General features: G+C 44.8%; 22 protein-coding genes. All 22 read left to right on the top strand.

Annotated features, from left to right (window positions below; all coding sequences use genetic code 11):
• Window positions 1-63 precede the first annotated feature (63 nt).
• Window positions 64-939, top strand: coding sequence for a nitrogenase iron protein (gene nifH, locus FRZ06_07415; protein ID QOX63186.1), 876 nt, complete (start codon window positions 64-66; stop codon window positions 937-939).
• A gap of 12 nt (window positions 940-951) precedes the next feature.
• A complete protein-coding gene (locus tag FRZ06_07410; protein ID QOX63185.1) occupies window positions 952-2,439 on the top strand; it encodes a nitrogenase in 1,488 nt (495 codons plus the stop codon).
• Complete coding sequence (locus FRZ06_07405) at window positions 2,423-3,757, top strand: hydrogenase (GenBank protein ID QOX63184.1); 1,335 nt, start codon at window positions 2,423-2,425, stop codon at window positions 3,755-3,757. The genes FRZ06_07410 and FRZ06_07405 overlap by 17 nt, the downstream gene beginning before the upstream one ends.
• A gap of 126 nt (window positions 3,758-3,883) precedes the next feature.
• Window positions 3,884-4,234, top strand: a complete 351-nt coding sequence (locus FRZ06_07400) for a hypothetical protein (GenBank protein QOX63183.1) — start codon at window positions 3,884-3,886, stop codon at window positions 4,232-4,234.
• On the top strand, window positions 4,231-5,100 hold the full coding sequence (locus FRZ06_07395; GenBank protein QOX63182.1) for a radical SAM protein: 870 nt from the start codon (window positions 4,231-4,233) through the stop codon (window positions 5,098-5,100). The genes FRZ06_07400 and FRZ06_07395 overlap by 4 nt, the downstream gene beginning before the upstream one ends.
• A gap of 188 nt (window positions 5,101-5,288) precedes the next feature.
• Entirely contained in the window at window positions 5,289-6,116 is an 828-nt protein-coding gene (locus FRZ06_07390; GenBank protein ID QOX63181.1) for an amino acid ABC transporter substrate-binding protein, read from the top strand.
• Window positions 6,117-6,128: 12 nt separating this feature from the next.
• Window positions 6,129-6,797, top strand: a complete 669-nt coding sequence (locus FRZ06_07385) for an amino acid ABC transporter permease (GenBank protein ID QOX63180.1) — start codon at window positions 6,129-6,131, stop codon at window positions 6,795-6,797.
• A gap of 14 nt (window positions 6,798-6,811) precedes the next feature.
• Window positions 6,812-7,549, top strand: coding sequence for an amino acid ABC transporter ATP-binding protein (locus FRZ06_07380; protein ID QOX63179.1), 738 nt, complete (start codon window positions 6,812-6,814; stop codon window positions 7,547-7,549).
• 145 nt (window positions 7,550-7,694) lie between these two features.
• Window positions 7,695-8,855, top strand: coding sequence for a PLP-dependent transferase (locus FRZ06_07375; protein QOX63178.1), 1,161 nt, complete (start codon window positions 7,695-7,697; stop codon window positions 8,853-8,855).
• A gap of 10 nt (window positions 8,856-8,865) precedes the next feature.
• A complete protein-coding gene (locus FRZ06_07370) occupies window positions 8,866-9,780 on the top strand; it encodes a cysteine synthase family protein (GenBank protein QOX65869.1) in 915 nt (304 codons plus the stop codon).
• A 150-nt stretch (window positions 9,781-9,930) separates the two neighbouring features.
• Complete coding sequence (locus FRZ06_07365) at window positions 9,931-10,698, top strand: IclR family transcriptional regulator (GenBank protein QOX63177.1); 768 nt, start codon at window positions 9,931-9,933, stop codon at window positions 10,696-10,698.
• Between the two features lie 288 nt (window positions 10,699-10,986).
• A complete protein-coding gene (locus FRZ06_07360; GenBank protein QOX63176.1) occupies window positions 10,987-12,348 on the top strand; it encodes an amidohydrolase family protein in 1,362 nt (453 codons plus the stop codon).
• Window positions 12,349-12,412: 64 nt separating this feature from the next.
• Entirely contained in the window at window positions 12,413-13,816 is a 1,404-nt protein-coding gene (yfcC, locus tag FRZ06_07355; GenBank protein QOX63175.1) for a putative basic amino acid antiporter YfcC, read from the top strand.
• A 382-nt stretch (window positions 13,817-14,198) separates the two neighbouring features.
• The gene (locus FRZ06_07350; GenBank protein QOX63174.1) at window positions 14,199-15,146 is read left to right on the top strand and encodes an AEC family transporter; all 948 of its coding nucleotides are present in this window, start codon (window positions 14,199-14,201) and stop codon (window positions 15,144-15,146) included.
• A gap of 72 nt (window positions 15,147-15,218) precedes the next feature.
• Window positions 15,219-17,192, top strand: a complete 1,974-nt coding sequence (locus FRZ06_07345; GenBank protein ID QOX63173.1) for a histidine kinase — start codon at window positions 15,219-15,221, stop codon at window positions 17,190-17,192.
• A complete protein-coding gene (locus FRZ06_07340) occupies window positions 17,185-17,823 on the top strand; it encodes a response regulator transcription factor (protein QOX63172.1) in 639 nt (212 codons plus the stop codon). The genes FRZ06_07345 and FRZ06_07340 overlap by 8 nt, the downstream gene beginning before the upstream one ends.
• Window positions 17,824-18,011: 188 nt before the next feature.
• Window positions 18,012-19,223, top strand: a complete 1,212-nt coding sequence (locus tag FRZ06_07335) for an ammonium transporter (protein QOX65868.1) — start codon at window positions 18,012-18,014, stop codon at window positions 19,221-19,223.
• 206 nt (window positions 19,224-19,429) lie between these two features.
• On the top strand, window positions 19,430-19,762 hold the full coding sequence (locus FRZ06_07330) for a YlmC/YmxH family sporulation protein (protein QOX63171.1): 333 nt from the start codon (window positions 19,430-19,432) through the stop codon (window positions 19,760-19,762).
• Between the two features lie 125 nt (window positions 19,763-19,887).
• The gene (gene nrdR, locus FRZ06_07325; GenBank protein QOX63170.1) at window positions 19,888-20,358 is read left to right on the top strand and encodes a transcriptional repressor NrdR; all 471 of its coding nucleotides are present in this window, start codon (window positions 19,888-19,890) and stop codon (window positions 20,356-20,358) included.
• Window positions 20,348-21,007: a (d)CMP kinase gene (locus tag FRZ06_07320; protein QOX63169.1), complete on the top strand. Its 660-nt coding sequence runs from the start codon at window positions 20,348-20,350 to the stop codon at window positions 21,005-21,007. Before nrdR ends, FRZ06_07320 begins: the two co-directional genes overlap by 11 nt.
• Window positions 20,995-22,236: a DUF1015 domain-containing protein gene (locus tag FRZ06_07315; protein QOX63168.1), complete on the top strand. Its 1,242-nt coding sequence runs from the start codon at window positions 20,995-20,997 to the stop codon at window positions 22,234-22,236. The genes FRZ06_07320 and FRZ06_07315 overlap by 13 nt, the downstream gene beginning before the upstream one ends.
• 684 nt (window positions 22,237-22,920) lie before the next feature.
• A complete protein-coding gene (locus FRZ06_07310) occupies window positions 22,921-24,513 on the top strand; it encodes a penicillin-binding protein 2 (protein QOX63167.1) in 1,593 nt (530 codons plus the stop codon).

The raw sequence follows: 24,513 nt of genomic DNA, 5'->3' as shown, positions 1-24,513 counted from the left end.
CAACTGTGGCTGTTAAAGGAATTCAGACACAACAGGTTATGTCAAAATGAAAAGGAGAAAGAGATGGGAAAAAAGTTAAAGCAAATAGCGATCTACGGAAAAGGCGGAATTGGGAAATCCACCACAACTTCCAATATCAGCGCGGCACTTTCGGATATGGGATATAAGGTGATGCAGTTTGGCTGCGATCCCAAGGCGGATTCCACCAATACGCTGAGAGATGGTACCTATATTCCTACGGTACTCGATCTTTTGAGAGAAAAGGGAACGGTGGATGCCCATGACGCAATTTTTCAGGGATATAACGGAATCTACTGCGTGGAAGCAGGAGGCCCGGCTCCGGGAGTGGGCTGTGCAGGCCGCGGCATTACCACAGCGGTTCAACTGTTGAAACAGCAGAAAATATTTGACGAACTGGATCTGGATTATGTGATCTACGATGTTTTGGGTGATGTAGTATGCGGTGGCTTCGCCGTACCCATCAGGGAAGGGATCGCAGAGCATGTTTTTACGGTGTCCTCCTCTGATTTTATGGCAATCTATGCGGCTAATAATCTCTTTAAAGGCATTCAAAAATACTCCAATTCAGGAGGGGCACTTTTGGGCGGCGTCATAGCCAATTCTATTGTATCACCTTATCAGCAGAAGATTATCGATGACTTTGTGGCCCGAACCAAAACCCAGGTTATGGAGTATGTTCCAAGATCCATCACAGTAACCCAGAGCGAATTATCCGGCAGAACCACAATAGAAGCGGCTCCTGATTCTGCCCAGGCAAAGATTTACCGAAATCTTGCAAAACGAATTGACGAACATACTCAGTCAACGGTTCCGGCGCCGCTGGATTCAAAGGAGCTGAAAGATTGGGCTGCCAAATGGGCAGATCTTCTTGTGGCAATCGAATCAGGAGAAATCCGGGGCGAGAGCGAAAGCATTTAGGAGGTGAAATCAATGGGCAATGTCAATCTGAAGGCCCCTGAGGTCACGGTACGGGAATTGAGACTCGGTTCCGTTACCGGATTTGCTGGTAGTGCAGAAGACCTGGTGGGGTGTGCCAGATGCGGAAAGCTGGCAGATAAATCGAGAAGCTTCAGTCAAACACTGGGCTGCTCCACAAGCAATGCCGCTTGCACGCTGATCCTGATTCAGGATGCGGCAGTCATCAGTCATGGACCGGTTGGCTGTGCAGGCTGCCTCCATGAGTTTGCCTTTACCTACCGGGTAAATGGCGTTCATCGAGGGCTTGAAAAAACAACACCAAGACATATCTACTCTACCGACCTGGAAGAGAAGGATACCATATACGGCGGAAACCAAAAGCTGGCTGATGCCATTAGGGAGGTTCACCGGAGAACCAATGTCAACGCCATCTTTATCATCACCACCTGCGCTTCCGGTATTATCGGCGATGATGTGGAAGGAATCGCAAACGAGGCAGAAGAAGAGCTGGGCATACCTGTGGTTGCTGTATTCTGCGAAGGGTTTCGTTCCAAGATATGGACTTCCGGTTTTGATGCGGGGTATCACGGCATTGCGAGAAAACTCATTAAACCTGCGGAGAGAAAACAGGAGGATTTGGTCAATATTATTAATTTCTGGGGAACCGACGTTTTTGCCCAGTGGTTTAAACGACTGAATCTCAGAACCAATTATCTGACTCCCTATGCAACCGTCGATCAGATCGCCCACTCTTCCGAGGCCATTGCAACGATGCAGATTTGTTCTACACTAGGCTCTTATCTGGGAGCTGCACTGGAGCAGTATTTCGGCGTAGAGGAAATCAAGACATCGCCGCCTTACGGAATCCCCCAGACAGAGCGCTGGTTTCGGGAGCTTGGCAGAATTACAAACCGAAAAGAAGAGGTTGAGATTTTCCTTGCGGAAGAACGGGAGCGTTGGCTTCCGAGAATTGAAGAACTGAGGGGTAAGCTGAAGGGAAAGACCGCTTATGTGACGGCGGGAGCATCCCACGGGCATTCTTTGCTGGCAATTCTGAAAGAGCTGGGAATGGAGCCACAGGGGGCTGCCATATTCCATCATGACCCGTTGTACGATAACGGCGCAGTAGAAGGGGATACGCTGCAGCATGTGGTTGAAGATTACGGCAACGTCAAAGCCTTCAATGTCTGCAATAAACAGGAATTCGAGCTGGTGAACATTCTTCACAGAGTAAGGCCGGATATCCTTCTTGCGAGACATGGGGGAATGACCCTATGGGGAGCAAAGTTTGGGATTCCTTCTCTCCTCATCGGAGATGAGCACTACGGTATGGGCTATCAGGGGCTAGTGAACTACGGGGAGAGAATTCTGGAAACCATTGAAAATGATGAATTTGTCAAAAATCTTGAGAAGCATGCCATCAATCCATATACAAAATGGTGGCTGAATCAGGATCCATATACATTCCTGGGAGGTGAAGCCGATGTCGTCGGTTATTGAGCAGCAGAGATTTACCTGTGCCATCGGTGCGATGCAAACTGTGGTAGCAATTCCAAGAGCAGTGCCGATATTACACTCCGGGCCGGGATGCGGAACCATGGTTGCAGGCTTTTTCGAACGTTCCACTGGTTATGCAGGGGGAAGTACAGCGCCCTGCACCAATTTCAGCGAGTCAGAGGTGGTCTTTGGCGGAGAGGACCGATTGCGTAAGATCGTGGCGAATACCTACAAGGTTCTGGATACGGACCTTCAGGTTGTGCTGACGGGGTGCACCTCGGATATCGTCGGGGATGACATTGCAAATGTTACGAATGATTATGCAGAACAGGGTAAACCCATTGTCCATGTGGAGACAGGTGGTTTTAAGTCCAGCAACTACATTTCCCATTCCAATGTGATCATCGCTATCATCGACCAGTATACGAAACGGTATGGGGACTTGAACAAAGAAAAGAATCCAAGGCTGGTGAACGTGTTTGCCTCCATTCCTTATCAGGACCCTTTCTGGAAAGGAAACCTTTTCGAATTAAAGCGAATTCTGGAAGGCATCGGGCTGGAGGTAAATATCCTGTTTGGCCCTCACTCGAACGGGCTTACAGAATGGAAAGCAATACCTCAGGCAGGATTCAACATTCTCGTCTCCCCATGGTATGGGAAGGCGGTAGTGGAGCACCTGAAGGAGGAATTTGATCAGCCATTCTATCAGTTCCCTTATTTACCTATCGGCGGAAATGAAACAAATCGGTTTTTAGAAGGAGTGATCCAGTTTGCGGGTGAGCAGGGTGCAGAACTGGATTTGATCAAGGCCAAAAGCTTTATAAAAAGAGAAAACCAGGCATTTTACGAAGAGATTGATAATCTTGCAACCTTCCTGCTTGAGTTCCGATACGGTCTTCCCAACTTTGTCCATGTAATTCACGATGCGGGGTATGTGCTTGGAATCAATCGGTTTTTGCTCCATGAAGTAGGTATTGTACCAAAGGATCAGTATATCGTGGATAAGGTGCCGGAGGAATATCAGGATCAAATCCGCAGACTTTTGAAAGCAACCTCGGATAAAAAAGAAATTTCGTTAACGTTCAGTCCTGATGCCGGTCTGGCGCAGAACGATATCAGGACGAAACACTACAAGGGAAGAGGCTTGATCATCGGAAGCGGCTGGGATAAAGAACTGGCAAGAGAAAAGGAATATGATTTTCTACCTGCGGCAGCGCCCAGCCCTTACCGGCTTGTGCTCACAACCGGTTACGCTGGATATACAGGGGGACTTCGCCTCATCGAAGACATCTACGATGTGGTTCTGGCCAGCTACGCATAACAAAGCTTCTGGCTGGAAGGAAGGAGTCGCTGCAGCATCTGTGCGGTCAAGCGCTGCATGGAAACAGCGGCAACGACTGAATGAGAAAACAGCATTAAATTGATGTGCTAAGAAAGGGGGATTGAAATGAAATTTCGAATTGCTATGGCAAGTTCAAACGGAGCCGAGGTTGATCTGCACTTCGGCCACGCCAATGAATTTCAGATCTACGAAATTGACGGAGAAGCCCATCACTTCGTAGAATCCAGATATACGAGGCCGTGCTGTCAGCATCAAAGTCACAGCGCGAGCCGCTTTGACAAGGTGATCGAGCTGCTTTCCGATTGTGAGGCGATCTTTGTCAGCCAGATCGGGGGCGGTGCAGCAGATTATCTGATCTCAAAAGGAATCAGGGTATTTGAAGCACCTTATCGAATAGATGAGGTGCTTCAAATAACTCTAGAACAAGGGCTTCTTGATACGAGGGAACGACCATGAGACATCAATTGAAGACTCATCCCTGCTTCAATGAAGAGGCGCATCTGAAATACGGGAGAATTCATCTTCCCGTAAGCCCCAGCTGTAATATCCAGTGCGCTTTCTGCAGAAGAGGGGTCAATAAGACCGACCAGGTTCCCGGCTGCACCAATCGTGTGCTGTCACCGGAAGAGGCTCTCGTCATCCTGGGGAAAGCGCTGGAACTATGCCCGGAAATCAGGGTGGCAGGTGTTGCTGGCCCTGGAGACACCTTGGCTACTGATCATGCGTTTCGGACGTTTCTGCTGATTAAAGAGCAGTATCCTCAAATTCTTCGATGCTTGTCTACCAATGGGCTGCTTTTGCGGGAGCGGATTGAGCAAATCAAAGAAGCGGAAATCAATTCGATCACTGTGACCGTTAATTCCATTACGCCGGAAATTCAAAATGAAATCAATGAATTCGTTGTATATCACAATGAGGTTTTCAAGGGTATCGAGGCACAGAAGCTGCTCATTGAAGCGCAGCTGGAAGGAATTTGCAGAGCCGCATCAGAGACAGATGCAGTAATAAAGATCAATACGGTGCTGATTCCGGGGCTCAATGATGGAGAAATTGGCGCCATTGCCAAGGCTGCCAAAGAAGCAGGAGCGGTGATTCATAATATCATTCCTCTGATTCCCCAGCAGCGGATGGCTGACAGGCCAAAACCCAATTGTGAGGAATTGCATGCTGCAAGGATGGCGGCAATGCCTTATCTTGATGTTTTCCATCACTGCAAGCACTGCAGAGCCGATGCAGCGGGTGTGATGGGGAAAAACCATGATATCTCAGCACAGCTATATGGGGAAGAACGTCCGATTCAGGATATTTTTTCTCATGGATAATTCCTTGGGTTCAAATACTTTCTCCTATGGATCATCCACCACTCAGCATAAAAGCGCCATTCTCATAAAATTCATTTCCTATTCATATTTCAATGTAAAAAAATTAGTTGACACGTTGTAACAGAAACTATATAATTTCAATAACATAGTAAACATATTAAAATACTAGGAATTAAGGAGATTGAAACATGAAAAAATTAAGCAGAGCACTTATTATACTTTTCGGATTGGCACTGATATTCAGCTTTTCTGGCTGCGCTGAAAAAGCCTCAAGTGAAACAGGCGGCAGCGAACCTCAAGCAGAGGCAACATTACTTCAGGAAATTCAGGAGAAGGGCGTTCTAACGGTGGGCATAGAAGGCACCTATCCGCCTTATACGTATCACGATGAAAGCACAGATGAACTAAAAGGATACGATGTAGAAATCGCACAGGCCATCGCAGATAAACTTGGGGTCAAAACCGAATTTGTAGAGACCAAGTGGGACAGTATCATTGCGGGACTTGATGCGAAAAGGTATGATGCCATCATCAATCAGGTCAGCATCACACCGGAGCGTCAGGAAAAATACGATTTTTCAGAGCCCTATACATATACTAGGGGCGTATTGATTGTAAATGAAGATAACAGCAGCATTAAGTCCTTTGAAGATCTGAACGGAAAAAGCTCTGCTCAGACCGCTACCAGCAACTGGGCAGGAACTGCAGAATCCTTCGGTGCAACCATCGTTGGCACTGACGGCTTTAATCAGTCCATCGAGCTGGTATTAACAGGCAGAGCGGACGCTACTATTAACGACGATGTAACCTTCTATGATTATAAAAATGTTAAGAGTGATGCAAAGGTTAAAATCGCAGCTTATTCCGATGATATCAGTAAGAGCGCGGTGTTAATCAGAAAAGGCAATGAAGAATTTGTAAAAGCTGTGGATGATGCGCTGGCTGAACTGAGTGCAGAGGGTAAGCTGAAAGAGATCTCCGAAAAATATTTCGGTGTTGATGTCAGCCAGGAATAAGGAGTCGGCAGCATGTTTGACGAGAGGGTTATTAACATACTACAGGAATCTTTTGTTAAGATTTTAATTCCCGGGATTACTTACACCATACCGCTAACATTGGTATCCTTTGCCATCGGCCTTTTCATTGCGATTCTCGTCGCTTTGGTGCAGGTCAGTCACCTCAGAGTATTGAACCCTATCGTTAAGTTCTATGTTTGGGTCATCCGCGGTACGCCGCTTCTGGTGCAGCTGTTTATCATCTTTTACGGCCTGCCCAGTCTGGGAATTTTACTGAATGCCATTGTTGCAGCAATTATTGCCTTTTCCCTCAACGTAGGAGCATATGCATCTGAAACCTTAAGGGCGGCAATTTTATCTGTTCCAGCGGGGCAGATCGAAGCCGGATATTCTCTGGGAATGAATTATTTTCAGGTGCTTCACAGAATTATCCTGCCTCAGGCATTCAAAGTATCGGTGCCTCCTTTATTCAATTCGTTTATCAGTTTGGTGAAGGATACTTCACTTGCAGCGAACATCACCGTAACTGAGATGTTTATGGTATCTCAGCGGATTGCAGCAAAGACCTATGAACCTTTGGCGCTCTACTGTGAAGTTGCAGTGATCTATCTGATCTTCTGCACCGTGCTGACAAATGTACAGCACCGGGCAGAAAAGTGGCTGAAGCTGGAACAAGGTTGATAAGGAGTGGGCAGATGTTACAAATAAGAAATTTAAAAAAGAGATACGAAGATCTGCAAGTAATCAATGGAATCGATGTTGACATTGAATCAAACAAGACAACTGTAATTATCGGACCTTCAGGATCGGGAAAGACAACACTCTTGCGGTCCCTAAACCTGCTGACCATACCGGACAGCGGTGATATCAGCCTGAATGATACGACATTACGTTTCGGAGAAAAACGACCGCTTCAGAAAAAGCAGATGATCGAATTTAGAAAGAAAACCGGTATGGTGTTTCAGAGCTTCAACCTTTTCTCCCATCGGACGGTAATTGAAAATATTATTGAAGGACCGGTGACGGTATTGAAAAAGAAAAAGGCAGAAGCAATCCAAGAAGGAATGGTGCTTCTGGAAAAGGTAGGCCTTGCGGAAAAAGCCAATCAGTATCCGAGTCAGCTGTCCGGCGGTCAGCAGCAGAGAGTAGCAATTGCTCGGGCGCTGGCGATGAAACCAGAGGTTCTTCTCTTTGATGAGCCCACAAGTGCACTGGACCCCGAATTGGAAATCGAAGTTCTTGAGATTATCAAAACTCTTGTAAAGGAGCATTATACCATCGTAATTGTGACACACAAGATGGGCTTTGCCAAAGAAATCGCTGATCACGTGATCTTTCTAGAAAACGGAAACATTCTCGAGCAAGGAAGCTTTTCGTCACTCTACCAATCTGGAAATGAGCGCATCAATAAATTCTTGACCTCTTTGCAATGACGGAACGCGGTTTTCGGCAGCAGCCCGGGAACTGCGCTTCTCTCTCTGATAATAATTGGATGAAGCTATAAAAATATTAATTTCAGATGTGGATCAAGTTTTCCATACTTGATCCGCATCAGATATGTAAAGGAAGGGATATAAAATGAAAACTGAGACTGACATGCGTACCTTACTGATCCATGGAGGAATTGACGGAGATGATGTGACGGGAGCGGTCAACGTTCCGATTTATCAGACATCAACGTATGAGCAGAATGCCTTGGGCGAGCTGAGAGGCGGCTACGAATATTCCAGAAGTGCCAATCCTACCAGAAAAGCGCTGGAGGCATTGATTGCAGATCTGGAAAAGGGAACGGATGGGTTTGCCTTTGCATCAGGACTTGCAGCAATTACGGCAGTGTTTCACCTGTTCAAAAGCGGGGATACCATCGTCATATCGAATAATGTCTACGGAGGAACCTTCCGGCTGCTGAACAAAGTATTTCCGCAGTTTGGCTTGAACTTCAAAGTCGTGGATACCTCTGATCTGGAGGAAGTAAAGCAGGCTGTCTCGGAGGATGTAAAAGCATTTTTGATTGAATCCCCGGCAAATCCTTTAATGACCATCACCGATATTAAGGCGATTGCCGAAATCGCAAAGGAAAACGGCATTCTTACCATCGTTGATAATACCTTTATGACACCTTATCTGCAAAGACCGATTGAGCTTGGAGCGGATATTGTCGTTCATAGCGCAACAAAATATCTTGGAGGGCATAGCGACTTGATTGCGGGTCTTGCCGTCACAAACAACAAAGAACTGGCCGAACGTCTTGGTTTTACACAAAACGCCACCGGAGGAATTCTGCAGCCATTTGATTCATTCCTTCTGATCAGGGGAATCAAGACCCTCTCGGTCAGAATGGACCGTCATATTGAAAACGCCAGATACATTGCGGAATTTTTGAAAGACCATCCGGCGGCTGATCAGGTATATTATCCTGGATTAGCAGATTCAGACGGCTATGAGGTCAATCGCAGGCAGGCTGACGGCCCGGGAGCTATGATTTCCTTCCGTCTGAATGAAGGTTATGATCTGAAAAAATTCTATACTTCTTTAAAAGTTGCAAAGCTTGCTGAAAGCCTTGGCGGTGTAGAATCTCTTGTTTGCCATCCGGCATCCATGACTCATGCATCCATTCCTGAGGAAGTACGAGAAAAGGTTGGCATCACATATAATCTCGTTCGCTACTCACCCGGACTGGAAGCAAAGGAAGATTTGGTCAAAGATTTAGAGAATGCTTTCAAGGAGAGCAGGAGGTAATTCCATGGGAATGCAAACCTATTATAATGGTATTTGTGAATTGATTGGAAATACGCCATTACTGAAGCTGAACCATCTTGCGGTTCCCGATGGAGTGAATCTGTTTGCAAAACTGGAATATTACAACCCAGGCGGCAGCGTAAAAGACAGAATTGGTCTGTCCATGATTGAGGACGCAGAACGAAAGGGTTTCCTGCAGAAAGGCTCTACCATCATCGAAGCCACCGCCGGAAATACGGGACTAGGAATTGCTGTTGCAGCCATTAACAAGGGCTACCGAATTATTTTTGTGGTACCGGAAAAGTTCTCCGCGGAAAAACAGATTCTAATGAAAGCTCTGGGGGCTGAGATTATCAATACATCCAGAGAAGAGGGAATGCTGGGAGCCATGAACAAAGCCCGTGAGCTCAGAGAAGAAATCCCCGGAGCCATTGAGCTTGCACAGTTTGTCAATCCAGCAAATCCCAGGATTCATTACGAAGCCACCGGAGCGGAAATTTTCGCGGCTTTAGACGGAAACATTGATTATCTTGTAGCCGGGGCAGGAAGCGGAGGTACCTTTACAGGGGTGGTACGGTATCTAAAGGAACGAATCCCCAGCGTAAAGGGAATTCTAGTTGATCCTGAGGGCTCTACTATGGGCGGCGGCGATGCACACTGCTATAATATTGAAGGAATCGGCAATGACTTCATCCCCGAAACCATGGATATGAGCCTTGTGGACGATGTAATTAAGGTGACTGACATAGAAGCTTTCGATACAGTAAAGCTACTTGCCGCCAAGGAAGGACTGATTACAGGATCTTCCTCTGGAGCTGCCGCTGCTGCTGCACTCCGTCTGGCAAGTTATGCTTCAAGAGCCAATATTGTGACCATTCTTCCTGACCGGGGAGACCGGTATTTCAGTAAAAATATATTCGGTTGATTTTCATCTTCCGTGGTATTTTCAGACCCATTACATTTTGTGTTCATTTGTTTTTCCTTAATAAGTTTGGTATACTATCCTTTGTATTATTTCATAACCAATATATAACAATATAAGGCTGCCAAACTACCAAAGGGGATTTGAATCATTATGTACGATGAGGATGGAAAATCAGATAAAAACAATGCAATTGAAAAGACTTTATGTATCCTCAATTCTTTTGCCGATAGACCATATTCCTATTCTGCGAAGGAACTGAGTGACAAATTGGGCTTTAGTAAGCCTACTGTTCACAGAATTTTAAATACCCTGGAAGACGCAAATTATGTGAGGAAAAATTACGAAGGAAAATACACAGTAGGATACAAGGCATATCAGATGGGTATGATCTATGCCAACAATACGGACATTTATATGGAAATCCGCAGAGTGATTGAACATATCGCGAGTGCTACAGGTGAGCAGGTCGGGTACGCAGTTTTGGAAGGAACCGATGTGGTAAGCGTATATGAATCTCAAATGCAGGATACCCGGATCCGATATTTGGCAGGAGCCATTTACCCGGTTAACAGCGGATGCTATGGAAAAGTTTTGATGACCTTTTCCCATTCAGATGAAGCATTGAGTGAAATTGTGCCGAAATTAGAGCTGAAACAAGTGTCCCCTGGGGCTATTATGGATCATCAGCAGCTGCTGGAAGAGTACAGAGCCATCAGAAAACGAGGGTATGGTGAAAGCGCAGACGAGTATTTAGATGGTACAGTGGGTCTAGGGGTTCCAGTTTTTAAAAAGGATGGCAGTTTAGCTGGGTGCATTGCTTTGGGTGCAATCAAATCTTCAACTTTAGAATCAAAAAAAGAGCATTGGCTGGAGGAAATTTTTAAAGGAGCAGAGGAACTACGAGAAATTCTTCTTTAAAATCAGCGTGGGAAACGAGAAGTGAGGCCGTTGTGAGATGAAATATCTTGCAGCGGCCTTTTATTATTAAGATTCCTGCTAGTCCATTTTTATTTGTTTTCTGTATCCATTTTAGATCCAATTGAATCATTTCTAAATTTTCAAAAAATTCATTGACCCCGTAAAACCTCGGTGATATACTATTAAAAACTTAATAGTCCACAATATAGAATTGAGTCCATAATACGGAATGTAATGAGAAGCTGTTATAATATCGAAAAAAATATTGTATGAAAGTGGTTGAAAAACATGTTTGACATTATCATCAAAAGCGGGAGCTATCCTAATTATCAAGCACAAGAAATGATAAAAGCTGACATTGGAATCAAGGACGGGAAAATTGCGAAAATCGGATGCATATCAGAATCAGCAGAAACTGTAATTGATGCAGCAGGAAAGATTGTTGCACCGGGATTTATTGATATCCATATGCATGAGGAAGATTTCGCACGGGAAGGCGAGAAATACATAATTTCTGAAATGATGCTGAGAATGGGTGTCACCACATGTCTGGGAGGCAATTGTGGTGTGCAATATCAGAATTTGAAGGCATTCAAAGAGACCATCAGCGGTTTGGGCGGTGCTCCGGTGAATTATCTGATGCTGGTGGGTTACAACTCTCACCGAAGCAAGGCAGGTATTAATAAATATGAAAAGGCTGATGAAGAGCAGCAGAAGCTGCTTCTTATGCAAATGAGGAAAGAATTAGAGGAAGGGGCCTTTGGCTTCTCTTTCGGAATCGAATACGACCCGGGTATGGACACCGAAGAAATTATGAACATTTTAGGAAATATTGATGACAGTAATTTATTTGTTTCAGCTCACTACAGATGGGATTCGGTTCGGGCGATAGATTCCATAACAGAGATGATTCAAATTGCTGATCAATCAAATATGAAATTTCAGATTTCGCATTTGAGCAGCTGCGCAGCCATGGGACAAATGAAATCTGTGCTGGATCTGCTCAATCAAGAGATAATGAGAAATCCTAAAATTAACTATGATACTTACCCTTACCATGCATTCTCAACCCATATCGGGTCAGCTGTATTTGATGAAGGCTGCTTTGAAAACTGGGGTAAATCCTATGACAAGATTCTAATCACCGATGGCAAATATAAAAATCAATTTTGTAATAAAGAACGATTTGAAGAAATTAGAAAAGAGACCCCCCAAATGCTGGTCGTGGCCTTTGTGATGAACGAGGATGAAATCGCTGAAGCAATCGCAAACCCCCATGGAATGATTGCCAGCGATGGGATTATCAATAATGGCAATGGGCATCCGCGTGCCGCAGGCGCTTTTCCCAGAGTCTTGGGGAAATATGTAAGAGAAGACAAGGTAATTTCCTTAATGGATGCATTAAGAAAGATGACGATTGAGCCTGCAAAACGGCTGGATTTACAATCTAAGGGTCAGATCATCGAGGGCGGGGATGCAGATATAACCATTTTTGATCCTGATACCATTCAGGACGGAGCAGATTTTACTGAGTTAAAACCTCCTGTCGGCATCGATTATGTCATCGTAAATGGGAAAATAGCGGTGGATCACAATCATATTGTCAATGGTAAAGCAGGCAGATTTATATCATATCAATCATTTTTTTAGAGGTTCCAATTCCATTTTATGAATTTTTTTAGTTTTTAATGTTTCTTAAAGGAGGTAACGAAATATGCAAGAAAAGAAGAAATTGAAGGTACCACATGTGTATGTGCTGTTATTGTCAATTATCCTAGTTTGTTCGGCTCTAACTTATATTGTACCGGCCGGAAATTATGACATGATGACAATTGAGACAGGAAACGGAACAAGAGACGTAGTTGATCCGGCAACGTATCACAGCGTGGAAAGCTCCCCAGTTGGATTAATGGGTTTTCTATCGTCAGTACCAAGGGGTATGAATGAAGCTGCAGGAATTATATTTTTTATATTTATTGTTGGAGGCAGCTTCGGCGTGCTGCAGGATACCGGAGCAATCGAGGCTGGGTTGGGAAGATTAACCCGCACCTTTGCAGGAAAAGAAACACTTCTAATTCCAGTAATCATGATTGCTTTTGCCTTTGGAGGTTCTGTTATCGGCATGGCAGAAGAAACCTTGCCGTTTATCCCTATCATGGTAAGCTTATGCATTGCATTGGGATTTGACTCTATCACCGGTACGGCTATTGTGCTTATGGGAGCAGGGGCTGGTTTTGCGGGAGCCTTTATGAATCCTTTTACAATCGGCGTTGCCCAAGGAATTGCAGAGCTACCAATGTTCTCGGGTTTACAGTTTAGACTGGTCGTCTTTGTTGTAATGGTTGCCATCGCGATTGTATTTGTTATGCGCTATGCAAGCAAAATCAAAGCGAATCCACAACTAAGCCCCATGTATGAAATTGACAGACAAAGAGAAGATAATCTTGATCTTGATAATTTACATGAATTTGGCGGTAAAGAAAAGCTAATCCTCTTAGTATTTGTAGTTTCCATTGCGCTTTTAATCTACGGCGTTATTACATATGGTTGGTATTTCAATGAGATTTCCGCCTTGTTTTTGGGCATGGCCATCATTGTTGGATTGATTGGCAAAATGGGCTTGAACGGCTTTGCAGAATCACTGGGTAAGGGAATGGCGGCAGTCGCGGCAGGTGCTCTAATTGTAGGTTTTGCCAGAGGGATTCTGGTTGTATTGACAGACGGGAATATTATCCATACAATTTTATATTCTGCTGCAAACCTGCTTTCTACATTACCATCAGCAGTGACTGCAATCGGTATGTACATCTTCCAATGTCTGTTGAATTTCATTATTCCGTCGGGAAGCGGACAGGCAGCAGTCTCCATTCCGCTGATGGCACCATTGTCAGACATGGTTGGCGTAACGAGACAAACCGCGGTTTTGGCTTATCAGCTTGGAGATGGAATCTCCAACATCTTTACACCGACTTCCGGATATTTCATGGCAGGACTAGCCCTCGCAAAGATTCCATGGACAAAGTGGGCGAAGTGGATTTTGCCGGCAATTATCACGTGGTATCTGGCAGGAGCAGTATTTGTAGTAGTTGCCCAGATGATTCAATACGGGCCCTTCTAGGCTGCACAGAAAGGTCAGGCAAGGAGATAATGCAGAGAGTTTGAGACTTGACTCTTTCTATCTGCTCTGATCGTGAATTGGGAATTGAACCTGTTATACTGTTTCCATATGAATCATAGATTTATTGTGGAACGAAAGAATACGATAAAACCAAGTAGATGCTCCTCCTTGAAGGGACGGTTTCTGATAAACTGATTCCCTGCAAGGGGGAGATTTTTTCTCAGCAGCTTTATTGCAGCTTCAGCCTTTTGTCGCTTATAAATTGGAAACATGCTTTACAAGTAGAAACATGCTTTTCAATTGGACCATTGTATCTTTTCACAGAAAGTGTCATAATGATGGTTGATGAACCAGCATAAATGAATTCATAAGAGGTTTAATATTGGATAATTTTATATACAGCTTGAATGCTACCGTTCCGGTATTTGTAGTAATGATTGTGGGATGGCTTTTAAAACAAAAGGGGATGCTGAATGATAATTTCGTTAATGTAGCCGATCGGTTCAATTTTAAAGTTACGCTTCCCATTCTTTTGTTCCGGGACATTTCAGCCATGGATATCAAGTCTGATTTTAACTTGACCTTCTTTCTATACTGTATGATTGCAACCAGCATCTGCTTTGCCGCTATTTGGTTCTTTGCAGAGCTTTTTCTCAAGGATAAAAGCCTTATAGGCAGTTTTGTACAGGGATCGTTCCGAGGAAGCATGGCGGTACTAGGAATCGCATTTGTTCAAAATATCTACGGAAATGCTGGTTTGGCGCCATTGATGATCGTTGCCGCAGTTCCGCTTTACAATATTTTTTCTGTTGTGGTCTTAACCATTAGAGGGGAAACGTGCGGGGAAGGTGTCAGCAGCAGGGTTCGGGCATCTCTCGTAGGGATTATTACCAACCCGATTATCATTGCAATCTTTGCTGGGCTTCCTTTTTCCTTGTTGGAGGTTGAATTGCCCGGAATTGCGCTAAAAAGCTTGAATAACTTCGCAAATATGGCCACACCCCTTGCGCTCATTGCAATTGGTGCCGGTTTTCAGCTTCATCAAGCGCTTGGGAAATTTAATATTGCGGTAGCTGCTTCTTTTATTAAACTGATTCTTCAACCGGCGATTTTCCTCCCGGTGGCAGTGATGTTAGGCTTTCGGGATCAGGCGATGATTGCTGTTTTGATTATGCTGGGGGCACCAGCTACACCCACTTGCTATATCATGGCAAAAAATATGGGAAACGACAGTGTTTTGGCTTCCGGTATCGTAGTTTTATCCATGCTCATATCACCCATTTCAATAACCTTATGGATCTATATTCTAAAAACCATGGCTTATATTTAGGGGAACACTGGTGATTCGGTGTGCCCAATCAGTCTGAGTAACCGGTTCTAGCATCCGGTCGGGCTTTAAAAGATGAGTGAGAAGGTGAACGGCTTGCAGGATATTAATACCCTTTGGATCATCATTTGTGCTTGCTTCGTATTCTTTATGCAGGCGGGGTTTATCTGCTATGAGGTTGGCTTTGTACAGAGCAAAAATGTTATCTCTGTGGCCATCGAAAATCTTTTGACATTTATGATCACAACCATTGGATTCAGTCTGATCGGCTTTCCATTAATGTTCGGACAAACTTGGAAGGGTGTCATTGGAAATAGCTTTTGGCACTTTGTCGGCATTCAGGAAGCATCTCCTTTGGGATATGCCTTTGTGTTTTTTGAGCTGATGTTTGCAGCGACGGCAGTGACGATCTTTGCCGGTTCTATGTCCGAGCGGACGAAACTTTTCCCCCTTCAGATTGCTGCAGTGATCAGTGCAGCTTTGATTTTTCCTGTATATGGCCATTGGGTCTGGGGCGGATTGTTTCTGAAACAGGATACCTGGCTGGCCTCTCTTGGATTTATTGACTTTGCCGGAGCCACAGTAGTTCATACGACCGCAGGATTTATTGCACTTGCTGGTTTGATGGCTGTCGGGAAGAGGAACAAACCCAGAAATAGCCGATCAAATATTCCCTTTGCTGCATTGGGTGTCTTTATTTTGTGGTTTGCCTGGTTTGGTTTCAACGGAGGAAGCATCCTCGCATTCAACGATAAAGTGGGACTTATCCTTCTCAATACAAATCTTGCAGCCGCCTCCGGAATGGCAGGTGCTTTGATAGCTAATCTGATGCTTTCCAGGAATGGGGGTTATCTGATTTCAATTTTCAATGGGACCTTAGGCGGGCTAGTTGCTATAACTGCTGCTTCCTATTATCTTGAACCTATGTCTGCACTAATCATCGGCTTGCTCTCGGGAATGGCAGTGGATCTTTCCAGCTATCTTCTGGACAAAGCTGGCATAGACGATGCGGTGGGTGCGGTTCCTATTCACCTGTTTGGCGGGATCGCTGGGACTCTTTTACTGCCTTTTTTCATGAAAGCAGAGATGCTGCATACTTCGGATCGACTAAGCCAATTTCTAGTCCAGCTGCTTGGTCTTGGTGTCAACTTCTGCTGGGCGTTTGGAATGGCCTATTTGATGTTTCGCCTCATAGACAAGACGATGGGTCTTCGCGTAACAGTAGAGGAGGAAGAAAAAGGGCTGAATATCGTCGAATTTGCCGATATCTATTCTTGGGAAAAATATATGGAGATCAGTGGATATGAGCGGGAAATTAATGATAAGAATGAACTTCTTAGAAAACAAGCCCGCCTTCTTGCAGTGACAGAGGAGCAGGAAAAGACCAAGCTTGCAAGAGATCTTCATGACGGTGTGGGGCAAAGTCTCGCAGCTTTAAAGCTAATACTGGGCATGACAAAAAAACAGCTGGAATCATCTGCTAAGGATCAGGAGCGGTGCGGAAATACAAACGACAAGCAGCGCAGGAGTGTCCTCCAAAATACGGAGAAGGCAGTGGCGTTGACAGAGAATTCCATCTCGGAGATCAGGAATGTTCTCAACAATCTGAAACCAAAACCGCTTGCCGAAAATGGCCTTGCGGGAGGGCTGACTGCAATGACCGAGGATATCAATCATACGGGAACGCTCAGCTGCTCTTTGACCATAGCAAAACCGATTCCTCACTTTGATGAGACAGTCACCTTAAACATCTACCGTGTCATACAGGAAGCACTGACCAACGTGGTCAAGCATGCTGATGCCAAACAAGTTGAAATTATAGCAGGCGTAGTGTCTGGAATCCAATGCGCAGGTAGTGCAGGATCTGAAATCTATGCCTTTCATATTCTGGATGACGGAATTGGTTTTGAAGTAAACAGAGGGGAATGCGGTGTTGGGATTCCTTCTATGGAGGATCGGATTAAGATGCTTGGCGGTAATTTCAGGATTGAAAGTACTGCGGGAAAGGGAACGAGAATTATCGTGGAGGTGCCGGTTACAGATGAGTGATAAAATAAAAATCTATCTGGCGGATGATCATAAAATCCTGCGGGAATCCCTGAATATCCTTCTTGGGCAGGAAGAGGACATTCATGTGGTGGGAGAGGCAGATGACGGTCTTACGGTGGAAGAGGGAATGAGAACTGCAGGAGCAGATGTCCTGATTCTTGATATATCCATGCCAAAACGGAGCGGACTGGATGTGGCTAAAAACCTTACCAGACAATTCCCAGACCTTAAGATTATCTTTCTCACTATGCATAAAAGCGAGGAAATTGTGGCGGAGGCCTTTGAAAGCGGCGCAAAGGGGTATGTGCTGAAGGAAAATGCATTTGAGGAGCTGATTAAAGCAATTCACACAGTGCAAAAGGGTAAAATCTACGTTTCCTCAGAGCTTTCCCCGATCCTCCTGCACGGATTTTTGTCCAACGAGCGGCGGGGAAGCGATTTGTCTCTGCGGGAACGGGAAATTTTAAAACTGCTGGCAGAGGGGTACAGCAATAAGGAAATTTCCGATATGCTTATGATCTCCGTCAAAACTGTCGAGACCCATCGGGCAAACATTATGCGGAAGAATAACTTCAAAAATATCACCGAACTGGTTCTTTATGCAGCCAGAAACCATCTGATCGAAATATAAAGGATTTTCCTGATTAAAATAAGGGTTTTGCGGTATTTCCACAGAACCCTTATTTTTTTATGATGAAGATGAATTCATAATCTGCGGAGAAGCTGATTGAATTAGTGCCATAAGAGCAGCTTTTCAACCTGTTCGGCCCCTCATTGATCAGCTTTCCCTATTCAAATAAGAGGAAGGAAGTGACTGAAATGATCAACAGCGGTGATACAGCATTTATTATTATATGCGCTGCTTTGGTATGTCTGATGACGCCTGGTCTTGCATTCTTTTATGGCGGACTGGTTTCACGAAAAAACGTATTGACCATCATGATGCAGAGTTTTATCTCTATGGGGGTGGTAACGATTATATGGGTTCTGGTTGGTTTTTCTCTGACCTTTGGCCCGGATATCGGTGGTATCATAGGAGGCCTCAAGTATGCCTTGCTTCAGGGGGTTGGAATGGCACCCAATGAAACCTATGGCTCGACGATTCCGTTTTTAACCTTTTTCAGTTATCAGCAGATGTTTGCCATCATAACACCGGCATTGATAACGGGAGCCTTTGCCGATCGGGTTAACTTTAAAAGTTATCTGATTTTTCTTGTTGCATGGAGCTTTTTAATCTATATTCCGCTTGCACATTGGGTTTGGGGCGGCGGCTTTCTCCAACAGCTTGGAGTTGTTGATTTTGCGGGAGGTATTGTTGTTCACGCCAGTGCCGGTCTTGCAGCTCTTGCATCGGTTCTTTTCGTCGGTAAGAGAAATCTTACTGAGGATCAGAAGGAACCTCACAATATCACGTATGTGGCATTGGGCACAGGTCTGCTCTGGTTCGGCTGGTTTGGATTTAATGCAGGCGGCGCGTTGGGAGCGAATGCCGTTGCATCGGTAGCATTTATTAATACTGACATTGCAGCATCTGTAGCAATGATCACATGGCTTGCGATTTCGTGGAAACGAGATAAAAAACCCAGCTTTGTGGGTGCGCTGACCGGTGCGGTGGCAGGCTTGGCTACGATCACGCCGGCAGCCGGTTTTGTTGAGCCTTGGGCAGCCGTCATTATCGGTTTGGTATCCGGCATTGTCTGCTATTATGCCGTACTGCTTCGCATCAAACTTGACTGGGATGATGCTCTTGATGTATGGGGCGTTCATGGTGTAGGAGGCATGCTGGGCAGCATTTTAGTAGGCGTTTTCGCTGTAGAGTCAGTCAATGGAACAAGCGGTCTGATCGCCGGAAATGTACATCAGTTCCTTGTACAGCTTGCAGGTGTTCTGATTGCATCAGTGTATGCTTTTATCGTAACGTATCTGATCCTGAAGGTTACCAACCACTTTGTGCCTGTTAGAGTAACGCCGGACGAGGAAAAAGAGGGTCTGGACGTGTCCATTCATAAAGAGGTTGCTTATCATATCTAAGCAGCGCTGATTGAATAGCGTGAGCAGCAGTCGAGGAAATATGACAAATACAAGATAAAACGGCAAAGAAAAAGTATGCGTAGATGCGCATACTTTTTCTTTGTCCAACATAAATATCATATATGAAATTTGATAGAGACAAGTCCTTACTTGATAAAGTAAAGACTGAAAGAGAAGAACAGAAACAGATAAGGGGGATGAAAAGGATGATAAGCACACAGGATCTGAAGAATAAAGAGGTTATCAACATCTATGACGGGAAAAGTCTGGGCTATGTTTATGATATTGAGGTAAATCTTGAAAAGGGTACCATCGAGGGCATTATCGTACCTGCGCAGAGGAGTTTTTTCAGCTTTTTCGGCAGGGGTGACAGCGATTATATCATCAAATGGAAAGACATCAAACGGATTGGAGATGATGTTATACTCGTGGATGTGGCCGGCTTATTTGATACAGAAGAAACCTATGATCGAAGCTACATGACTAATATCAACGGCTACGGAAAGACGGACAGAGGTGGGGATCAGGAGGAGGATTAAAGGAGCGCAAGAAGTCTAAGAATCAGAAATAACTTGCATGGGGCACAAGATATGGGTAAAATAGAGCAAAGGTAATATAGCTATTGTATAAGATGAAGCTATTATCATGTAATGGAGGATAGAAGATGAGATGCCCGTTTTGTGAAAATCCTGATACGAGAGTAATTGACTCAAGACCAACGGAAGAGGGACATGCCATTCGCCGCAGGAGGGAATGCGACAGCTGCAGCAAACGTTTCACCACCTATGAGAAGGTGGAGGAAATGATCTTTATGGTGATCAAAAAAGACGGAAGCCGAGAGGCTTTTGATAGAAATAAAGTGATGAACGGCATTATAAAAGCTTGTGAAAAAAGACCGGTTTCCATTGCATCCATCGAGAGAATTGTGGAAGAGATCGAACGCGGGCTGAACAATATGATGGAAAAGGAAGTGGAGAGCAAGCTGATCGGCGAGGTCATCATGGAACACCTTAAGGGCCTGGATGAAGTAGCCTATGTGCGGTTTGCTTCTGTGTACAGGCAGTTTAAAGATGTAAATACTTTTATTGCGGAAATCGAGAAGCTTCTTGGAAGGGATAAGATCAATGACAGATAAGATCAGAATCGCCATTGATGGTCCATCCGGTGCAGGAAAGAGCACCATCGCAAAAAATGTTGCCAGGATTCTTAGAATGGATTACATTGATACCGGCGCAATGTACAGAGCTATCGGATATAAAATGCTGAAAAACAACATTTCAATTGATAACCTGGAGACGTTAAGGCACATGCTTGGGGATACAGAGATTGATTTTTCTGACGGTAATATTATCCTTGACGGAGAGGTCATCAATGAAAGGATCAGAACCCCTGAAATATCAAAGATTGCATCAGATACTTCTGCCATTTCTGAGGTTCGGGAAAAGCTGGTGGCTTTACAGCGAAACATGGCTCAGCGAAAGAGTGTTGTAATGGATGGCAGAGACATCGGTACAAATGTACTTAAGGATGCAGAATTCAAGTTTTACGTAACCGCTTCTACTGCAGAACGAGCACGCAGAAGGTGGCTTGAGCTTACAGAAAAAGGTGAGGCCATAGATCTGAAACAGGTGGAAGCAGACATTATACAAAGGGATCATAATGATTCTACGAGAAAACTCAATCCTTTGAGAAAAGCAGAAGATGCGGTGGAACTGGATACTACAGGTCTGACAATCGAAGAAGTGACACAGAGAATATTGGAGGTTATAAAATGGCAATCGTAAGACCCTTTCGTGGGATACGTCCGGCCGGTGCGCTGGCCGATAAAATGATATCGCTGCCCTACGACGTAATGAACCGAGAAGAAGCAGCGAAAATGGCGGAGGGAAATCCGTATAGCTTTCTGCATATTTGCAGATCCGAAATAGACCTTCCTGAGGTAGAAAACCCATATACGGAAGAGGTTTATGCAAAAGCAAAATCGAATATTGAAAACTACCTAAAGGACGGAATCCTGCTCAGAGACGAAGAACCGTTCCTTTATATTTATAAGCAGGTTATGGACGGGCGTGCCCAGACAGGAATCGTTGGCTGTGTGTCCATTGATGAATATCTGAACAATACCATAAAAAAGCATGAATTCACCAGAGTGGAAAAAGAAATCGACAGGATCAATCATTTTGATCGCTGCAACACCAATACAGAACCGGTATTTCTGACCTACAGAGATGATAAGAGACTGCGTACGATCATCGAAGGCTGGATGAGCAGCCATGCGCCGGAATATGACTTTGTTACCGAGGATGGAATTGGTCATACCTTGTGGGTCATTTCTGATCGGTCTTTGGTGGATGCCCTGACAACGCTGTTTGGAGAAACGGAGGCTCTTTATATTGCTGATGGTCATCATAGGTCGGCTTCAGCAGTCAAGGTAGGTCAGAAGCGCAGAAACGAGCATCCTGACTATACAGGAGAAGAAGAGTTCAACTTTTTTATGGCAGTGATCTTCCCAGATTCTGATCTGAAAATTTTTGACTACAACCGTGTTGTAAAAGATCTGAATGGACTTTCGGAAGAAGATTTTTTGAATAAAATTTCTGATAAATTTGAAGTGTTACCTGTTGCTGAAGGGCCATACAGACCGGAAGGAAAGCATATCTTTGGAATGTATTTGAAGGATCAATGGTATAAGCTTTCTGCCAAGTCTGAAATTATCTGTGAGGAGGATGTGATTCAGTGTCTGGATGTATCCATTCTGCAGGATCATCTGCTGGATCCCGTTCTTGGAATTAAAGATCCCAGAACAGACAAGAGAATAGATTTTGTCGGCGGTATCAGGGGACTGAAGGAGCTTGAGCGCAGAGTTTCACTGGATATGACAGTAGCCTTTGCCCTTCATCCAGTATCAATTGCCGACCTTCTGGCTGTATCCGATAAGGATATGGTCATGCCGCCCAAGTCAACATGGTTTGAACCGAAATTGGGCAGTGGGTTGTTTATGCACGAACTTTAATTGTAAGGGACGCAGGGCTCCCCTCGGAAACCGCTCACCCTTCAAATTTTAAGATTCTGTTATTCGGTAAATTTTCGGGATCGGACGGTTTCTACGGGAAGCCCTGTACCCCTTACACAATTAAGCGACAGAAACAACCACAGGCTTTGATGCCGCGAAGATGCTGCGCATAAAAGTCGGTGATAAGGGCTACCCTCCTTTGACAAGGTCCAACACGGTTTGAAAAGGCAAATTTGTCCACTGCCGTTGTTAGCTTTTCGTTAACATAGAACCACTATGTCAGCGAAAAGCTGCCTGGCCATTGAACAAATTTGCCGTCTGCAAACTCATTCAGTTGACTTGGGGACCTGAGCTGATGAAATTGGAGCACCGGCAAGGCCGCAGGACGCAGCGTTACTTTACGTAACGCAAGGACGAGAACACCGCCGGCGTTCCAATTTCGCCGCTTCAGGCGTGTTGCACTTTGTCAAAGGAGGGTACGGTTTCCTTAGAAAACACTTTAGTAATCCGTAGGATCAACCGGATTGAATTGATAAAATTTTCGGGATCGGACGGTTTCTACGGGAAGCCCTGCGTCCCTTCCACAATCAAGGCTGCAAAAAACAAAGCGCGTGCTTTGTGATGTTGTGAATAGAAGTATAAAAACCCCCTGACGATGGAAAAATAGTCTCAGGGGGTATTTTTATGAAACGAAGATTATGGGCGGTAGCGATCTGCTTTGTCTTACTGCTGCTGGGATTGATCGGCAGGCTTACGATGATTCAGATTATAGACAGTGATAAATATGCTTCTGTTAATGCAAAGCAGCAGAGAATTACCCTGAACGGCGAGGATACCAGGGGAACGATTTATGATCGAAACGGAAAGCGGCTGACCGGTGCTGAAGAAAGCTTTATCTATATTATTCAAAAAACTGCCTTTGACTCCACCGCGGCAAGGATCATGCAAATTATAGGCGCACAGAAAGTGGAAAATGAGAATAAGAGGTATCAAGTATATCGGAGCAGTACATTCAGCGAGGATGCGGCTTATGTTCTCAAACGGGATTATAATGCCTTTATTATTAAAGGAGCCACAAGGTACAGAGAAGACCAACCAGCGGTTCATTTTGTAGGATATATCAATGAGAAGGATGGAGTAGGCGCATCAGGGATTGAAAAGGAATTCAACGAAATACTATCAAAGAAACAAAAAGTAGTATACGCATCAGTAGATGGCAGGAGAATGATCATACCCGGTCTCGGTATTTCAAGTACGGTTGCAAACCCTGACTGTGGTGTGATTACAACACTGGATCTTAATATTCAGAAAAAAGCCGAACAAGTTCTAAAAGATGCAGGGCGGAGCGGTTCTATCATCGTGGTCGATGCTAAGACCGGAGACGTATTGGCGGGAGCGAGTACGCCTGCTTATAATCCAGCTCATGTGGAGCAGTATCTGAACAGCAGCAATGAGGAATTTCTCAATAAAGTGACACAGAGTTTGTACCCTCCCGGATCAATCTTTAAGATCATTGTAGCGGCAGCTGCGCTGGAGAGCGGCGCAGTTAACGAAAACAGCAAATTCTTTTGCAAAGGGTATGAAGAGATTAATGGAATCAGGATCAATTGCTCCAAAGAAGAAGGTCATGGCGAAATCAATCTGCGAGATGCATTTGCAAAATCCTGCAACTCTGCCTTTATCCAGATCGGTCAGATGACTGGGGCGGAGAGCATCATAGAAATGGCCAAAGCATTCGGAATTGGTGAAAAAGCATTTCAGGACTATGTCGAGGAAAAGACGGGAACCTTGCCTGGCGAATATGATATTCAGGGCGCAGGGATCGGCAATTTATCAATCGGTCAGGGAAAGCTTCTGGTAACTCCGGCTCAAGCTGCGAGAGTAACGTCCATTATAGCAGCGGGGGGTATTGATCATGGTCTTTCGCTCATTAAAGGCACCACAGAGAACGGAAAAACCACCTATGAGAAAAAAAGACCCTCTAAAAGGGTCCTCGGTAAGCAAACGGCGGATTTTATTGCGGGGATGATGGTAGATACCGTAAACTACGGAACAGCGAACAACCTTACGGGAGCGGGGATTGCCATTGCCGGGAAAACAGGTTCGGCAGAAGCCGCGTCTCATGGCCGATTGGTGGTGCATGGCTGGTTCACCGGATTTTTTCCTGTTGATGATCCCGAATATGTAATTACTGTGTTCGTCGAATCGGGAGGGTCAGGCAGAGCATCCGCTGTGCCGCTGTTCCGTCAGATGGCAGAGTATCTCAATAAAAATTGA

It is taken from the genome of Clostridiales bacterium, assembly GCA_015243575.1.
Classification (GTDB): Bacteria; Bacillota; Clostridia; order Peptostreptococcales; family Anaerovoracaceae; genus Anoxybacterium; species Anoxybacterium hadale.
Note: the sequence above shows the minus strand (reverse complement) of the source record. Positions and strands in the feature narration are given on the sequence as shown.

Excerpts from the sequence above, each read along its gene's own strand:
- FRZ06_07410 (QOX63185.1), top strand. The coding sequence starts at position 952 with ATGGGCAATGTCAATCTGAAGGCCCCTGAGGTCACGGTACGGGAATTG.
- FRZ06_07335 (QOX65868.1), top strand. The coding sequence starts at position 18,012 with ATGATCAACAGCGGTGATACAGCATTTATTATTATATGCGCTGCTTTG.
- FRZ06_07380 (QOX63179.1), top strand. The coding sequence starts at position 6,812 with ATGTTACAAATAAGAAATTTAAAAAAGAGATACGAAGATCTGCAAGTA.
- FRZ06_07400 (QOX63183.1), top strand. The coding sequence starts at position 3,884 with ATGAAATTTCGAATTGCTATGGCAAGTTCAAACGGAGCCGAGGTTGAT.
- FRZ06_07405 (QOX63184.1), top strand. The coding sequence starts at position 2,423 with ATGTCGTCGGTTATTGAGCAGCAGAGATTTACCTGTGCCATCGGTGCG.
- yfcC (QOX63175.1), top strand. The coding sequence starts at position 12,413 with ATGCAAGAAAAGAAGAAATTGAAGGTACCACATGTGTATGTGCTGTTA.
- FRZ06_07390 (QOX63181.1), top strand. The coding sequence starts at position 5,289 with ATGAAAAAATTAAGCAGAGCACTTATTATACTTTTCGGATTGGCACTG.
- FRZ06_07340 (QOX63172.1), top strand. The coding sequence starts at position 17,185 with ATGAGTGATAAAATAAAAATCTATCTGGCGGATGATCATAAAATCCTG.
- FRZ06_07375 (QOX63178.1), top strand. The coding sequence starts at position 7,695 with ATGAAAACTGAGACTGACATGCGTACCTTACTGATCCATGGAGGAATT.
- FRZ06_07370 (QOX65869.1), top strand. The coding sequence starts at position 8,866 with ATGCAAACCTATTATAATGGTATTTGTGAATTGATTGGAAATACGCCA.
- FRZ06_07320 (QOX63169.1), top strand. The coding sequence starts at position 20,348 with ATGACAGATAAGATCAGAATCGCCATTGATGGTCCATCCGGTGCAGGA.
- FRZ06_07315 (QOX63168.1), top strand. The coding sequence starts at position 20,995 with ATGGCAATCGTAAGACCCTTTCGTGGGATACGTCCGGCCGGTGCGCTG.
- nifH (QOX63186.1), top strand. The coding sequence starts at position 64 with ATGGGAAAAAAGTTAAAGCAAATAGCGATCTACGGAAAAGGCGGAATT.
- FRZ06_07385 (QOX63180.1), top strand. The coding sequence starts at position 6,129 with ATGTTTGACGAGAGGGTTATTAACATACTACAGGAATCTTTTGTTAAG.
- FRZ06_07365 (QOX63177.1), top strand. The coding sequence starts at position 9,931 with ATGTACGATGAGGATGGAAAATCAGATAAAAACAATGCAATTGAAAAG.
- FRZ06_07360 (QOX63176.1), top strand. The coding sequence starts at position 10,987 with ATGTTTGACATTATCATCAAAAGCGGGAGCTATCCTAATTATCAAGCA.
- FRZ06_07345 (QOX63173.1), top strand. The coding sequence starts at position 15,219 with ATGAGTGAGAAGGTGAACGGCTTGCAGGATATTAATACCCTTTGGATC.
- FRZ06_07330 (QOX63171.1), top strand. The coding sequence starts at position 19,430 with ATGATAAGCACACAGGATCTGAAGAATAAAGAGGTTATCAACATCTAT.
- FRZ06_07310 (QOX63167.1), top strand. The coding sequence starts at position 22,921 with ATGAAACGAAGATTATGGGCGGTAGCGATCTGCTTTGTCTTACTGCTG.
- nrdR (QOX63170.1), top strand. The coding sequence starts at position 19,888 with ATGAGATGCCCGTTTTGTGAAAATCCTGATACGAGAGTAATTGACTCA.
- FRZ06_07395 (QOX63182.1), top strand. The coding sequence starts at position 4,231 with ATGAGACATCAATTGAAGACTCATCCCTGCTTCAATGAAGAGGCGCAT.